Genomic DNA, 14,922 nt, shown 5'->3' with positions numbered 1-14,922 from the left:
ACCGAGGAGCTTGCATGTCCGCCTTTGCCTCACCCGCCCAGGACCGTTGGCTGGATCTCAATGACCTGATGCGTGAATTGGTGGCCCAGGGCCGTCTGGACCAGGATCAGGCCGAGCACTGCCTGGCCATCCGCCGCAGTGCGGTGAACAACCAGCAGCACCCCCTGGAATTCCTCGCCAGCCAGCAGGTGGATGACCTAAAGCGCCCGGGCAAGAAACTCGACCTGGAAACGCTCAGCCACTGGCTGGCCGAGCATGCCGGGCAACCCTACTTGCGCATCGACCCGCTGAAGATCGACGTCGCCGCCGTCACCCCGCTGATGTCCTACGCCTTCGCCCAGCGCCACAAGATCCTCGCCGTCGCCGTGAACAGCGAAGCGGTGACCATCGCCAGCGCCCAGCCCTTCGTGCAGAGCTGGGAAAGCAACCTGACCCACGTGCTCAAGCGCCCGATCAAGCGCGTGGTGGCCAACCCGGTGGACATTCAGAGGTTCACCCTGGAGTTCTACCGCCTGGCCAAGTCCGTCAGCGGCGCCAGCGCGGTGGACCAGAAGATCAGCGGCGTCGGCAACTTCGAGCAGCTGCTCAAGCTCGGTTCCAGCGAACAGGAGCCGGACGCCAACGACGCGCATATCGTCAATATCGTCGACTGGCTGTTCCAGTACGCCTACCAGCAGCGCGCCAGCGATATCCACATCGAGCCACGCCGTGAGCAGGGCTCGGTGCGCTTCCGCATCGACGGCGTGCTGCACACCGTCTACCAGTTCCCGCCCCAGGTCACCATGGCCGTGGTCAGCCGCCTGAAGAGCCTCGGGCGGATGAATGTGGCGGAGAAGCGCAAGCCGCAGGATGGCCGGGTCAAGACCAAGACCCCGGACGGCGGCGAGGTGGAGCTGCGTCTCTCCACGCTGCCCACGGCCTTCGGCGAGAAGATGGTGATGCGGATCTTCGACCCCGAGGTGCTGCTGAAGAGCTTCGACCAGCTCGGCTTCTCCCAGGACGACCTGCGCCGCTGGCAGAGCATGACCAACCAGCCCAACGGCATCATCCTGGTCACCGGCCCCACCGGCTCGGGCAAGACCACCACGCTTTACACCACGCTCAAGCAACTGGCCACCAGCGAGGTGAACGTCTGCACCATCGAAGACCCCATCGAGATGATCGAGGGCGCCTTCAACCAGATGCAGGTGCAGCACAACATCGACCTGACCTTCGCCAGCGGCGTGCGCGCGCTGATGCGGCAGGACCCGGACATCATCATGGTCGGCGAGATCCGCGACCTGGAGACCGCCGAGATGGCCATCCAGGCTGCCCTTACCGGCCACCTGGTGCTCTCCACCCTGCACACCAATGACGCCCCCAGCGCGATTACCCGCCTGCTGGAGCTGGGCGTGCCCTACTACCTGTTGCGCGCCACCCTGCTCGGGGTCATGGCCCAGCGCCTGGTGCGCACCCTCTGCCCGCACTGCAAGGCGCCCTTGGAGCTGCGCGAGGACGACTGGAGCAACCTGACCAAGCCCTGGAGCGCGCCGATGCCCACCGGCGCGCACCGCGCCGTCGGCTGCCTGGAATGCCGCGACACCGGCTACCGTGGCCGTGCGGGGGTCTACGAGATCATGCTGCTGTCCGATGGCATCAAACCGCTGATTACCGCCGACACCGACCTGATCGCCCTGCGCCGCGCGGCCTTCAAGGAAGGCATGCGCAGCCTGCGCCTGTCCGGTGCGCAGAAGGTCGCCACGGGCCTGACGACCATCGAAGAAGTGCTGCGGGTCACGCCACAAAGCGAACAGAAATGAAATGCTAGGCGGCTGGGGCGAGGGGCCCCGGCCAACCCTGGGCTATAACTGCCTACACATAAGAACCACAGCCAGCAAACGGAGCAATTCCCATGGAAATCGGCAGTGTCGTCATCCTCTTCGTCGCCCTGGCGGTCGCGATCGTCTTCATGGGATTCAAGGTCGTGCCGCAAGGCTTCGAGTGGACGGTAGAGCGCTTCGGCCGCTACACCAACACCCTCAGGCCGGGGCTGAATATCATAGTGCCGGTGATGGACCGCATCGGCCGCAAGATCAACGTCATGGAAAGCGTGCTGGACATTCCGCCGCAGGAAGCCATCAGCGCTGACAACGCCATCGTCACCATCGACGCCGTGTGCTTCTTCCAGGTGATCAACACCGCCCAGGCGGCCTACGAGGTCAACGACCTGGAGCACGCCATCCGCAACCTGGTGATGACCAACATCCGCACCGTGCTCGGCTCCATGGAGCTGGACGCCATGCTCAGCCAGCGCGACTCGATCAACGAGCGCCTGCTGCGCACCGTGGACGAAGCCACCGCGCCCTGGGGCATCAAGGTCACCCGCATCGAGATCAAGGACATCACCCCGCCCGCCGACCTGGTGGAGGCCATGGCCAGCCAGATGAAGGCCGAGCGCCTCAAGCGCGCGCAGATTCTCGAGGCCGAAGGTCGCCGCCAGGCGGAGATCCTTACCGCCGAAGGCGAGAAGCAGGCGCAGATCCTCAAGGCCGAAGGCGAGCGCCAGGCGGCCTTCCTAGAAGCCGAGGCCCGCGAGCGCGCGGCCCAGGCCGAAGCCGAGGCGACCCGCGTGGTCTCCGACGCCATCGCCAAGGGCAACGTGCAGGCGGTGAACTACTTCGTCGCGCAAAAGTACGTCGAGGCCCTGGGCAATCTGGCCAGCGCGAACAACAGCAAAGTGGTGCTGATGCCGCTGGAAGCCAGCCAGGTGATAGGCGCGGTGGGCGGCATCGGCGAAATCGTGCGCGCCACCTTCGACGGCAACAAGGGCTGAGTCCATGTGGAACTACCTGCAGAACCTGACGTACTGGGACTGGCTGGCCCTGGGCACCCTGCTGCTGATCCTCGAAGTCTTCGGCGCCGGCGGCTACCTGCTGTGGATCGGCGTGGCCGCGGCCTGCGTCGGCGTGCTCACCTTCATCGTCCCCGAGCTGCACTGGGCCATCCAGTTCCTGCTCTTCGGCGTGCTGTCGATCCTCACCGCGGTGTTCTGGTGGCGCCGCCAGCGCAGCGCCGCCAAGCCCTCCGAGCAGCCAGGCCTGAACCAGCGCGGCCAGGAGTTCATCGGCCGCCAGTTCGCCCTGCATGAAGCCATCAGCGGCGGCCGCGGCAAGATCCGCGCCGGCGACTCGGTCTGGCTGGTGATCGGCCCCGACCTGCCCGCCGGCAGCCAGGTGCGCGTCGTCGGCCAGGACGGCGTGCTGCTCAGGGTGGAGCCAGCCTGAGGTCGAATCGCCATGCAGCCTTGACGGCTTCGGGGACATTCACGGAACCTGCACGCCACCCTGAAGCACGCTCGCCAGCACAGCGGATGTCTGCATGTCGAAGCACCACAAGAAGTTCGCTAAGAAGGCCGCCCTGTCCCATCGCCCCATCTACCCGGTCCTGGCCGGTCTCCTCCTGCTGGCCAGCCTCGGCATCTGGCTGTACCTCCAGGGCGGCCCCGCCGGGCTGCCGCGCAATGAGCCACCGCCACCCCTAGCCGTCGCACAGCCGGCCAGCATGGTCGAGGAAGGCCAGTGCGCCGGTTGCCATGCGCAGCAAGCCAAGGACTGGCAGGGCAGCCACCACCAGTTGGCCATGCAGGAGGCGAGCGGTGCCAGCGTGCTCGGCGACTTTAACGACGCCCGCTTCAAGGACGACAAGGAAACCACGCGCTTCTTCAAAAAGGACGGCGGTTTCTGGGTCAACACCCCCGGTGCGGATGGCAAGGCCGCGGATTTCAAGGTGGCCTACGCCTTCGGCGTCGCGCCCCTGCAGCAGTACCTGATCGAAGTCCCCGGCGGCCGCCTGCAGGCCCTGGGCCTGGCCTGGGACGGGGAGAAGCGCGCCTGGTTCCACCTCTATCCGGGCCAGGGCGTGGACTTCAAGGACCCGCTGCACTGGAGCCGCCCACAGCAGAACGCCAACTTCATGTGCGTGGAGTGCCACACCACCGATTTCAAACGCAATTACGACCCGGCCAGCGACCGCTTCGCCAGTCACTGGAATAGCCTGGGCGTTGGCTGCCAGGCCTGCCACGGCCCCGCATCGAAGCACCTGGAATGGGCGGCGAATGGGCGCGGCGGGGTCAACGCCGGCTTTGCCCTCGACCTGGCCAAGGCCGACGCGCTCACCGAGGTCGAAACCTGCGCCCGCTGCCATTCCCGCCGCGCGCCCCTGGACGACGGCTACCACAGCGACCGGCGGCTGATGGACGACTACCTGCCCAGCGCCCTGACCCGCGAACTCTATGAACTGGACGGCAAGATCAAGGAAGAGGTGTTCGAGTACGGCGCCTTCAGCCAGAGCAAGATGTTCGCCAAGGGCGTGCGCTGCAGCAATTGCCACAACCCCCACAGCACGGCGCTCAAGGCCCCGGGCAACGGCGTCTGCCTGCAGTGCCACAACCCCGCCGGCAAGCCGGGTGTCGAAGGGATCGACGGCAAGGGGCTGAAGGCGAAGAACTATGACTCGCCCGAACACCATCACCACGCCCAGGGCCAGGCCGGTGCCCAGTGCGTGGATTGCCACATGCCGGGCAAGTTCTTCATGGTCAACGACTACCGCCACGACCATGGCTTCACCCTGCCCAACCCGGCGCGCGCCCTGCGCCTGGGCACTCCGGACGCCTGCCTCGGGTGCCACGCCGGCCAGCCCGGGAGCATGGTCGCCGAGCAGTTCCGCCTCTGGTACGGCGAAGCCAAGCCCGCCGCGCCGCGCTACGACGAGAGCCTGTGGCTGATCCGCAATGGCAAACCCGGGGCCTCGCGGGCGCTGTTCCAGCAACTGGAGTCCAAGGATCTGCCGGCCATCCGCCGCGCCACCCTGCTGGCCGAGCTGCCCGCCTACCCCAGCGAGCGCGCCCTCAAGGCGGCCGCCAGGGACCTGGTCAACCCCGCGCCGCAGGTGCGCGAGGCGGCCATCAAGACCGTGGCCGCCCTGGTGCCGCCGGAGCAGCGCCGCAACCTGCTGGCGCCTCTGTTGAGCGATCCGCAGCGCGCCGTGCGCATCGCCGCCGCCTACGAACTGCTGGGCATGCGCACCACGGGCCTCGGCAACTACGAGAAGACCTGGAACAAGGCCATAGACGAATACGAGGCCGTGCAGCTCAGCCTGCAGGAGCGCGCCGAGGCCAACCTCAACCTGGCCATGCTCTACCAGGCCAACGGTCGCTCGGCCATGGTGGAGCCGCACCTGCGGACCGCCCTGCAACGGGACCCGGACTTCCTCCCGGCACTGGTCAGCCTGGTGCAGTGGCTGGATGGCAATTTCCGCTGGGAAGAAGGTCGAGCCCTGCTCGACAAGGGGCTGCAGGAACACCCGAAGTCGGGCCTGCTGCACCATGCCAATGGCCTGATGCTGGTGCGCAAGGGCGACCTGCCGGCCGCGCTCAAGGCCTTCGCCGAAGCCGTGCGCCTGGAACCGCAGAACAGCCAGTACGACTACGTCTATGCCGTGGCCCTGCACGACAGCGGTCAGCTGGAGGAGGCCAGCCACCGTCTGGAAAAACTGCTGGAGCGCGACCCGGCCAACCGCGAGGCGCGCCTGACGCTGATCAGCTACTGGCGCGAGGCCGGGCAGATCCAGAAGGTTCAGGCACTCCTGGCGGAGCTGGAGCAGCAGAATCCGGACGACCCGGTCTTGCGCAGGGAGTGAGGGGGATGGCAAGCCGCCATGACCAGTGGGCAGCGAGGCGGAACTCCGCGTCGGACGGCTGAATCTGATGTTTCAGGTCCACCGCGAAACGGAGTACCCCCCTCATGCGCACCCGCCTGTTTGCAGCAGTACTCGCCCTGATCGCCCTACCGGTTGGCTCGGCCATGGCGGACAGTGATTTCTGGCGCGACATCATTTCCTCCGGCGCCACCACCGCTTCCACCTACCTCACCTTCAAGGACGACAAACTGATAGTCGCGGCCCGCGACGATGCCAGCAGTTTCGTCGCCAGTAACGGCGAAATCCGCGGCCCCTACCTGGAAGCCGCGCTGCAGCGGATCCGCAGCGAGCACCCCGATCTCAAGGCCACTGACAGCGAGCTGGCCAACGCGATCCTGGCCACCGAAGAGTGATACCCCGAAACGCCCCGCGCCGCCTGATCCGGTCGCGCGGGGCGTTCGTCTTTCCCCGGACCCGCACCCGCGGCCTGCCCTTTCCGCCTACTCCCGATAATCCTCCACCGGCACGCAGGCGCAGAACAGGTTGCGGTCGCCGTAGACGTTGTCCACCCGATTCACCGTTGGCCAGTACTTGTGGGCGCGGGTATGGGCGGTGGGGGTGACGGCTTCCTCGATGCTGTAGGGCCGCTCCCAGTGGCCGATCACGTCCGCCAGGGTGTGTGGCGCGCGCTTGAGCGGGTTGTCCTCGGCCGGCCAGTCGCCGGCCTGGACCTTGGCGATCTCCCCGCGAATGCTCAGCATGGCCTCGATGAAGCGGTCCAGCTCGTGCTTGGACTCGCTCTCGGTGGGCTCGATCATCAGGGTGCCGGGCACCGGGAAGCTCATGGTCGGCGCATGGAAGCCGTAGTCCATCAGCCGCTTGGCCACGTCTTCCTCGGTGATGCCGGTTTCCGCCTTGAGCGGCCGCAGGTCGAGGATGCACTCGTGGGCCACGCGGCCGTTGCGTCCGCTGTAGAGCACCGGGTAGGCATCGCCCAGTTGCCGGGCAAGGTAGTTGGCATTGAGGATGGCGACCTCGGTGGCATCGGCCAGCTCCGGGCCCATCATGGCGATGTACATCCAGCTGATCGGCAGAATGCTCGCGCTGCCCCAGGGCGCCGCGCTGACGGCACCGTTCTCCGGGTTCGGCCCCTTGAGCTCGATCACCGGGTGATTGGCGACGAAGGGCGCCAGGTGCGCGCGCACACCGATCGGCCCCATGCCCGGCCCGCCGCCGCCATGGGGGATGCAGAAGGTCTTGTGCAGGTTCATGTGGGAGACGTCGGCGCCGATGTCCGCCGGTCGCGCCAGCCCCACCTGGGCGTTGAGGTTGGCGCCATCCATGTAGACCTGGCCGCCGTGGCTGTGGATAACCTCGCAGATCTCGCGGATGCCCTCCTCGTAGACCCCATGGGTAGAGGGATAGGTGGCCATCAGGCAGGCCAGCTGGCCGCCGGCCTCGGCGGCCTTGCGCTTCAGGTCCTCCAGATCGACGTTGCCGTCCTGGTCGCACTCCACTATCACCACGCGCATGCTGGCCATCTGCGCCGAGGCCGGGTTGGTGCCGTGGGCCGAGGCCGGGATCAGGCAGATGTTGCGGTGCCCCTCCCCACGGCTCTCGTGGTAGCGGCGGATGGCGAGCAGTCCAGCGTACTCGCCCTGGGCGCCGGAATTGGGTTGCATGCAGATGGCATCGAAGCCGGTGATGGCGCAGAGCCAGGCCTCCAGCTCGTCGATCATCAGCTTGTAGCCCAGGGCCTGCGTCCGCGGCGCGAAGGGGTGCAGGTTGGCGAGTTCCGGCCAGGTGATGGGGATCATCTCGCTGGTGGCGTTGAGCTTCATGGTGCAGGAGCCCAGCGGGATCATCGCCTGGTTCAGCGCCAGGTCCTTGTTCTCCAGCTGTTTGAGGTAGCGCAGCATCTCGGTTTCGCTGTGGTGGGCATTGAACACCGGGTGGTCGAGGTAGCCGCTGCTCCGCGCGAGGTCGGCCGGAATGCCACCGATGATCACGCTTTCGTCCAGCTCGGCGACGGACAGGCCATGGTCGGCACCGAGGAAAATGCCGAACAGTTGCTCCACGGTGTCTGCCGTGCAGGTCTCGTCGAGGCTGACCCCCAGCTTGCCGCGGCCGAGAATGCGCAGGTTGATGCGCGCGGCCTTGGCCGACTCGATCACGGCGGTCTGGCTGCCGCCCACATCCAGGGTCAGGGTGTCGAAGAAATACTGGTTGTCACGCTGGATGCCCCGGCGCGCCAGGCCTTCGGCCAGGATGGCGGTGAGCCGGTGGACGCGCTGGGCGATGCGCTTCAGGCCCTCGGGGCCGTGGTAGACGGCGTAGCAGCTGGCGATATTGGCCAGCAGCACCTGGGCCGTGCAGATGTTGGAGTTGGCCTTCTCGCGGCGGATGTGCTGCTCGCGGGTCTGCAGGGCCATGCGCAGGGCGACGTTGCCGCGGGCGTCCTTGGAGACGCCGATGATGCGTCCGGGCATGGCGCGCTTGAATTCGTCACGAGTGGCGAAGAAGGCCGCGTGGGGCCCGCCGTAGCCCATGGGCACGCCAAAGCGCTGGGCCGATCCGAAGGCCACATCCGCCCCCAGCTCACCGGGCGGGGTGAGCAGCAGCAGGCTGAGCAGGTCGGCACCGACGCAGGCCAGGGCCTGCTGACCGTGCAGGTGCTCGATCAGGGGCCGCAGGTCGCGGATCTCGCCGTGGGTGTCGGGGTACTGCAGCAGGGCGCCGAACACTTCGTGCTGCGCCAGATTATCCACAGGAGCCACCACCAGGTCGAAGCCGAAGGCGTCGGCGCGGGTCTGCACCACCGAGATGGTCTGCGGGTGGCAGTCTTCGTCGACGAAGAACAGGTTGCTCTTCGACTTGGCCACCCGCTTGGCCAGGGCCATGGCCTCGGCGGCGGCGGTGGCCTCGTCCAGCAGGGAGGCGCTGGCGAGATCGAGGCCGGTGAGGTCGATGGTCAGTTGCTGGAAGTTCAGCAGGGCCTCCAGCCGGCCCTGGGCGATCTCCGGCTGGTAGGGCGTGTAGGCGGTGTACCAGCCCGGGCTTTCCAGCACGTTGCGCAATATCACGGTGGGCGTAACGGTGCCGTAGTAGCCCATGCCGATCAGGCTGGTCCATAGCTGGTTCTGCTCGGCGTAGCCACGCAGCTTGGCCAGGGCCTGCTGCTCGTCCAGCGCCGGCGGCAGCTCCAGGGGCCGGTTGAGGCGGATCGCCGGCGGCACCGTCTGTACGATCAGCTCATCGAGGCTGGCGAGGCCCAGGGCCTCGAGCATGGCCCGCTGTTCGGCCTCGTCCGGCCCCAGGTGGCGGCGGAGGAAGGCGTCGGGCAGTTGGAGCAGGGACAGCGAGGGCATCTGGGACATGGGCAGGACCTCGTTTCGCCTCTTGTGAAAAGCAAAAAGCCTCGACTAGCGAGGCTTTTTGCAAGGATAGCGGGAGAATCAGCTATCGGCGTCGGCGGCTGCCTTGTAGGCGGCGGCGTCGAGCAGTTTTTCCAACTCGGCGGTGTCGCTCGGCTTGAGCTTGAAGAACCAGCTGCCGTAGGGATCGCTGTTGACGCTCTCGGGCGCGTCGCTGACGGCCTCGTTCACGGCGATCACTTCGCCGCCGATCGGCGCGTAGATGTCGGAGGCGGCCTTCACCGATTCCACCACACCGGCTTCCTGACCGGCGGCCAGGGTCTTGCCAACTTCCGGCAGCTCGACGAAGACCACGTCGCCCAGGGCTTCCTGGGCATGGTCGGTGATGCCCACGGTAACGCTGCCATCGGCTTCCAGACGGGCCCACTCGTGGCTGGGGGCGTAACGCAGTTCAGCGGGGATGTTGCTCATGTTGAGTTCCTCAGAGTCTGTGGCGGATGGCCCGCCTGCAAATTTAGATCAAGGCCTTGCCATTGCGCACGAAGTTCGGCCGCACGACGCGCACCGGGAACCACTTGCCGCGGATTTCCACCTCGGCACGCTCGCCGGTCGCAGCCGGTACTCGGGCCAGGGCGATGGATTTGTTCAGGGTCGGGGAGAAGCTGCCGCTGGTGATCTCGCCCTCGCCCACGCCTTCCACCCGCACCACCTGATGGGCGCGCAGCACACCGCGCTCTTCCAGCACCAGGCCGACCAGCTTGCTGGCCACGCCGGCGGCGCGCTCGGCTTCCAGGGCCTGACGGCCGATGAAGTCGCGGGTCGCGGGTTCCCAGGCAACGGTCCAGGCCATGTTGCACACCAGCGGCGAGACCGCTTCGGTCATGTCCTGGCCGTAGAGGTTCATCCCGGCCTCCAGGCGCAGGGTGTCGCGGGCACCGAGGCCGATGGGGGCGATACCGGCGCCCACCAGCTCGTTGAAGAAGCCGGCGGCCTGGTCGGCGGGGAGCATGATCTCCAGGCCGTCCTCACCGGTGTAGCCGGTGCGGGCGATGAACCAGTCATCGTCGGGCAGGCCCTGGAAGGGCTTGAGTTCGTGGATCAGCGCGGCGCGCTCGGTGCTCACCAGCTCGGCCACCTTGGCGCGGGCGCTGGGGCCCTGGATAGCGAGCATGGCCAGTTCGGCACGCTCGCGCAGCTGCACGTCGAAGCCCTGGCTGCGCGCTTGCAACCAGGCCATGTCTTTGTCGCGGGTGGCGGCATTGACCACCAGGCGATAGCCGAAGTCGGTGAGGTAGACGATGAGATCGTCGACGATGCCGCCCTGCTCGTCGAGCATGGGGCTGTAGAGCGCCTTGCCGGGCGCCTGCAGGCGGTCGACATCGTTCGCCAGCAGGACTTGCAGCCAGTCCCTGGCCTGCGGCCCGCTGACATCGACTACGGTCATGTGAGAGACGTCGAAGACGCCACAATCGCGGCGCACCTGGTGGTGTTCCTCGACCTGGGAGCCGTAGTGCAGCGGCATGTCCCAGCCGCCGAAATCGACCATCTTGGCTCCCAGTGCCAGGTGCTGGTCATGCAGTGGAGTGCGCTGTCCCATGGGTTTCTCCTTCCGGGCTTGGCGAAGATGCGGCAGGACGTCGGCGCCGGCTGAGCCGGCTGCCGCAACGGGCTGGCCGCAACGAATGGCGCGCATTGTAGCGGCAAGGTCGGGGGCTGGACACTCCGGCCGGCGGCAGGTGCCTCAGTGGCCGATCCGTCGTGCTGAACGGCGTATCAGGCCAATCACCGGCAGCAGGCCGACCAGCACCAGGGTCAGGGCGGGCAATGCTGCGCGGGCCCACTCGCCTTCGCTGGTCATTTCGAAGATGCGCACGGCCAGGGTGTCCCAACCGAATGGGCGCATCAGCAGGGTGGCGGGCATTTCCTTGAGCACGTCGACGAACACCAGCAGCGCGGCGCTGAGGGTCCCGGGCAGCAGCAGCGGCAGGTAGACCCGGAAGAACAGCGCCGGTCCGCCTACCCCCAGGCTGCGGGACGCTTCCGGCAGCGACGGGCGGATGCGTGCCAGGCCGTTCTCCAGCGGCCCGTAGGCCACCGCCATGAAGCGCACCAGGTAGGCCAGCAGCAGGGCGCCGAGGCTGCCCAGCAGCAGCGGCTTGCCGGCGCCGCCAAGCCAGCCGGAAAGCGGGATCACCATCCGGCTGTCGAGGTAGCTGAAGGCGAGCATGATCGACACCGCCAGCACCGACCCCGGCAGTGCATAGCCGAGATTGGCCAGGGCCACCGCGGCGCGTACCGGCCGGGTCGGCGCCAGGCGCCGGGCGAACGCCAGCAGCAGCGCCACGCAGACGGTGATCAGCGCGGCCATGCCGCCCAGGTACAGGGTGTGCAGGATCAGCCCGGCGTAGCGTTCGTCCAGGTCGAAGCGGCCGCGCTGCCAGAACCAGACCAGCAACTGCAGCATGGGGATGACGAAGGCGCAGGCGAACACCAGGGAGCACCAGCCGGTGGCCGCCAGGGCCTTGATCCCGTGCAGGTGGTAGAGCGCCTTGCCCCGCGGCCGCTCGCTGGCCGGGCGGCCGGCGCCACGGGCGCGGCGCTCGCCATAGAGCACCAGGCAGACGCCGAGCAACAGCAGGCTGGCCAGTTGGGCGGCGCTGGAGAGGCTGAAGAAGCCATACCAGGTCTTGTAGATGGCGGTGGTGAAAGTGTCGAAGTTGAACACCGCCACTGCGCCGAAGTCGGCCAACGTCTCCATGATCGCCAGGGCCAGGCCGGCGCCTATAGCCGGCCGCGCCATGGGCAGGGCGACGCGCCAGAAGGCCTGCCAGGGCGACTGGCCGAGTACCCGGGCGGCCTCCATCAGGCCCTTGCCCTGGGCCAGGAAGGCGGCGCGCGCCAGCAGGTAGACGTAGGGGTAGAACACCAGCACCAGCACCAGGATCACTCCGCCGGTGGAGCGCACCCGCGGCAGCCGCAGGCCGCTGCCGAACCATTCGCGGAGCAGGGTCTGCACCGGGCCGGAAAAGTCGAACAGGCCAATGAAGACGAAGGCCAGCACATAGGCCGGGACAGCGAAGGGCAGCATCAGCGCCCAGTCCAGCCAGCGCCGGCCGGGGAATTCGCAGAGGCTGGTGAGCCAGGCCAGGCTGACGCCGATCAGGGTCACCCCCACCGACACGCCAGTGACCAGCACCATGGTATTGCCCAACAGGCGCGGCATCTGGGTGTCCCAGAGGTGAGCCCAGAGCTCCGCATCCACTTCGCCCCAGGACAGCAGCAGGACGCTGAGGGGCAGGAGAACCAGGATGGCGACGGCAAAGCTGATGGGATACCAGCGACGCTGGGCGGGATGGGCCACGCAAACCTCTCGGGGATCTAAATGGAACGCCCCGGACAGGCCGGGGCGTCGAGTATGGGCGGGCAGGGCCGCCAGCTTCAAGCTGCTGGCTTCAACTTGCAGCCTATGGCTTGCAGATTGCCGCTAGATCAATTCCACCCGACCCGGTCCATCATCTTGATGGCCTCGGCCTGGCGCTTGCCGGCCACTTCCACCGGGATGCTGTCGGCCTTGAAGCTGCCCCAGGCGGCCACTTCGGCGGACGGCTTGACGCTCGGGTTGGCCGGGAACTCCTGATTGATGCCGGCGAACAGGCTCTGCGCTTCATCCGTGGTCATCCACTCCACCAGGGCCTTGGCGGCCTCGGGGTGCGGGGCGTGCCTGGTCAGGCCAACGCCCGAAAGGTTGACGTGCACGCCGCGGTCAGCCTGGTTCGGCCAGAAGATCTTCACCCGCAGGTCCGGGTTCTCCTTGTGCAAGCGGCCGTAGTAGTAGGTGTTGACGATGCCGACATCGCATTGGCCGGCGTCCACCGCCTGGATCACGGCGTTGTCATCGGCGAAGACGTCGGTCGCCAGGTTGTTCACCCAGCCCTGGAGGATTTCCTCGGTCTTGGCGGCGCCATGGGTCTCGATCAGGGTGGCGGTCAGCGACTGGTTGTAGACCTTCTTCGCGGTGCGCAGGCACAGGCGGCCTTCCCAGTTCTTGTCGGCCAGCGCCTCGTAGGTGGACAGCTCTTCGGGCTTCACCCGCTCGGTGGAGTAGACGATGGTGCGCGCGCGCAGCGAGAGTCCGGTCCAGGCATGGCTGCCGGCGCGGTACTGGGGCGGGATGTTGGCGTCGATCACGGGGGAAGTGAAGGGCTGCAGGATGCCCATCTGCTCGGCCTGCCAGAGGTTGCCGGCATCCACCGTGAGCAGCAGGTCGGCCACGCCGTTCTCGCCCTCGGCCTTGATCCGCTGCATCAGCGGGGCTTCCTTGTCGGTGATGAACTTGATCTGCACACCGGTCTTGGCGGTGTAGGCGTCGAAAACCGGTTTGATCAGCTCGTCGATCCGCGAGGAATAGACCACGACTTCATCGGCGGCCTGAACCGAGGTGGCGGCGGCGGACAGCGCGAGAAGCGCGAAGAGGGTTTTACGTACCCGCATTAGCTGGAGCCTCTTGATGACGACAAAGGCTGAATGATAGTCAACCTCAGTTGCGATAAATAGCGGTATTTATGTCGGGGTGTATCGGCTTGCCCCCTCTCCCGGAAGAGGGGGCTGTGCGGCAAAGGAGGAAGTCAGGCCCGCGCCAGCTCCGGCAAGTCGCCGGAAAGGCCCAGGGCCTGGCGGACGAAAAGCGCCTTGGCCTCGGGCATGCCGTCCACCCATTTCAGGCCACTGTTGCGCAGCCAGCGCAGGGGCAGCGAATTGGCCTGGAACAGCCGCTCGAAGCCTTCCATCGCCGCCATCATCGCCAAGTTGTGCGGCATGCGCCGACGCTCGTAGCGGCCCAGCACGCGCTCCTCGGCCAGCCGTTCGCCACGGCCGGCGGCATGCAGCAGCACTTCGGCGAGCACCGCTGCGTCGAGGAAGCCGAGGTTGACTCCCTGCCCCGCCAACGGGTGGATGGTGTGGGCAGCGTCGCCGATCAGCACCAGGCCCTCTTCCACATAGCGCTTGGCATGGCGCTGGCGCAGCGGGATGCACAGGCGCGGGTCGGCGCCCAGCACGTCGCCCAGACGCCACTCGAAAGCGCGGCCCAGTTCGTTGCAGAAAGCGGCATCGTCCAGGGCCATCAGACGCTCGGCCTCCAGCGGGGTCGCCGACCAGACGATGGAGCACCAGTGTTCGCCATCGCGCTCCAGCGGCAGGAAGGCCAGCGGCCCGTCGTCGGTGAAGCGCTGCCAGGCGGTGCGCTGGTGCGGCTCGGCGCAGCGCACGCTGGTGACTATGGCGTGGTGCAAGTAATTCCACTCGCGGGTCGCGCAGCCGGCCAGGCGGCGCACCGCGGAGTTGGCGCCGTCGGCGGCGACCACCAGGGGCGTGCGCAGCTCGCGGCCGTCTACCAGGGTCAGCAGCCAGTCGTCGCCGGAACGACGCAGGCGCTCCAGGCGCGCGCCGGGCAGAAGGCCGATGCCGCTGTCGTGCAGGGGCTCCAGCAGGGCGTCCTGGATCACGCGGTTCTCGACTATGTGGCCGAGCACCTCGGCGTGCACACTGGTGGCGGAGAAGTGGATCTGCCCGGTGCCGGAGCCGTCCCAGACCTGCATCTCGCCGTAGGGGCTGCTCCGCCGCGCGGTGACGCCCGACCAGGCGCCAAGGCGCTCGAGGATGCGTTGGCTGGCGGCGGACAGGGCGCTGACCCGCGGCTCGAAGGGCGCTTGCGCGTCGAAGGGTTTGACGCTGAGGGGGCTGCCGTCGATCAGCAGGATGTCCAGGCCGCTGTCCTTCAGCGCCAGGGCCAGGGCACTGCCGACCATGCCGGCGCCCACGATGATCAGATCCGCGCGCAATTCCATATCAGGCCTTGAGGCTCCCTGTGTGT

11 protein-coding genes are annotated in these 14,922 nt (G+C 67.3%); 5 read left to right on the top strand and 6 right to left on the bottom strand.

Going from position 1 to position 14,922, the window contains the following annotated elements; genetic code table 11:
- Positions 1-14 precede the first annotated feature (14 nt).
- From E8F12_RS16870 to E8F12_RS16850, 5 genes are all read left to right on the top strand, one after another.
- The gene (locus tag E8F12_RS16870; protein WP_280326363.1) at positions 15-1,799 is read left to right on the top strand and encodes a GspE/PulE family protein; all 1,785 of its coding nucleotides are present in this window, start codon (positions 15-17) and stop codon (positions 1,797-1,799) included.
- Between the two features lie 92 nt (positions 1,800-1,891).
- Positions 1,892-2,812, top strand: a complete 921-nt coding sequence (locus E8F12_RS16865; RefSeq protein WP_280326362.1) for an SPFH domain-containing protein — start codon at positions 1,892-1,894, stop codon at positions 2,810-2,812.
- Between the two features lie 4 nt (positions 2,813-2,816).
- Entirely contained in the window at positions 2,817-3,263 is a 447-nt protein-coding gene (locus E8F12_RS16860) for an NfeD family protein (RefSeq protein ID WP_280326361.1), read from the top strand.
- A gap of 94 nt (positions 3,264-3,357) precedes the next feature.
- Positions 3,358-5,676, top strand: coding sequence for a tetratricopeptide repeat protein (locus E8F12_RS16855; protein ID WP_280326360.1), 2,319 nt, complete (start codon positions 3,358-3,360; stop codon positions 5,674-5,676).
- 104 nt (positions 5,677-5,780) lie between these two features.
- Complete coding sequence (locus tag E8F12_RS16850) at positions 5,781-6,089, top strand: DUF2388 domain-containing protein (RefSeq protein WP_280289090.1); 309 nt, start codon at positions 5,781-5,783, stop codon at positions 6,087-6,089.
- A gap of 87 nt (positions 6,090-6,176) precedes the next feature.
- Here E8F12_RS16850 and gcvP read toward each other — a convergent pair whose 3' ends face one another.
- From gcvP to E8F12_RS16820, 6 genes are all read right to left on the bottom strand, one after another.
- Positions 6,177-9,053 (bottom strand): aminomethyl-transferring glycine dehydrogenase, encoded by a 2,877-nt coding sequence (gene gcvP / locus E8F12_RS16845; RefSeq protein ID WP_280326359.1) that lies wholly within the window; start codon positions 9,051-9,053, stop codon positions 6,177-6,179.
- Positions 9,054-9,131: 78 nt separating this feature from the next.
- The gene (gene gcvH / locus E8F12_RS16840; protein ID WP_280326358.1) at positions 9,132-9,521 is read right to left on the bottom strand and encodes a glycine cleavage system protein GcvH; all 390 of its coding nucleotides are present in this window, start codon (positions 9,519-9,521) and stop codon (positions 9,132-9,134) included.
- Positions 9,522-9,564: 43 nt separating this feature from the next.
- A complete protein-coding gene (gene gcvT / locus E8F12_RS16835) occupies positions 9,565-10,647 on the bottom strand; it encodes a glycine cleavage system aminomethyltransferase GcvT (RefSeq protein ID WP_280326357.1) in 1,083 nt (360 codons plus the stop codon).
- 144 nt (positions 10,648-10,791) lie between these two features.
- Positions 10,792-12,411, bottom strand: a complete 1,620-nt coding sequence (locus E8F12_RS16830; RefSeq protein WP_280326356.1) for an iron ABC transporter permease — start codon at positions 12,409-12,411, stop codon at positions 10,792-10,794.
- Between the two features lie 128 nt (positions 12,412-12,539).
- Positions 12,540-13,541 (bottom strand): extracellular solute-binding protein, encoded by a 1,002-nt coding sequence (locus E8F12_RS16825; RefSeq protein WP_280326355.1) that lies wholly within the window; start codon positions 13,539-13,541, stop codon positions 12,540-12,542.
- A gap of 134 nt (positions 13,542-13,675) precedes the next feature.
- The gene (locus E8F12_RS16820) at positions 13,676-14,890 is read right to left on the bottom strand and encodes a 2-octaprenyl-3-methyl-6-methoxy-1,4-benzoquinol hydroxylase (RefSeq protein ID WP_280326519.1); all 1,215 of its coding nucleotides are present in this window, start codon (positions 14,888-14,890) and stop codon (positions 13,676-13,678) included.
- Positions 14,891-14,922: the final 32 nt, after the last annotated feature.

The organism is Pseudomonas sp. BN102 (assembly GCF_029871245.1).
Lineage (GTDB): Bacteria > Pseudomonadota > Gammaproteobacteria > Pseudomonadales > Pseudomonadaceae > Metapseudomonas.
Note: the sequence above shows the minus strand (reverse complement) of the source record. Positions and strands in the feature narration are given on the sequence as shown.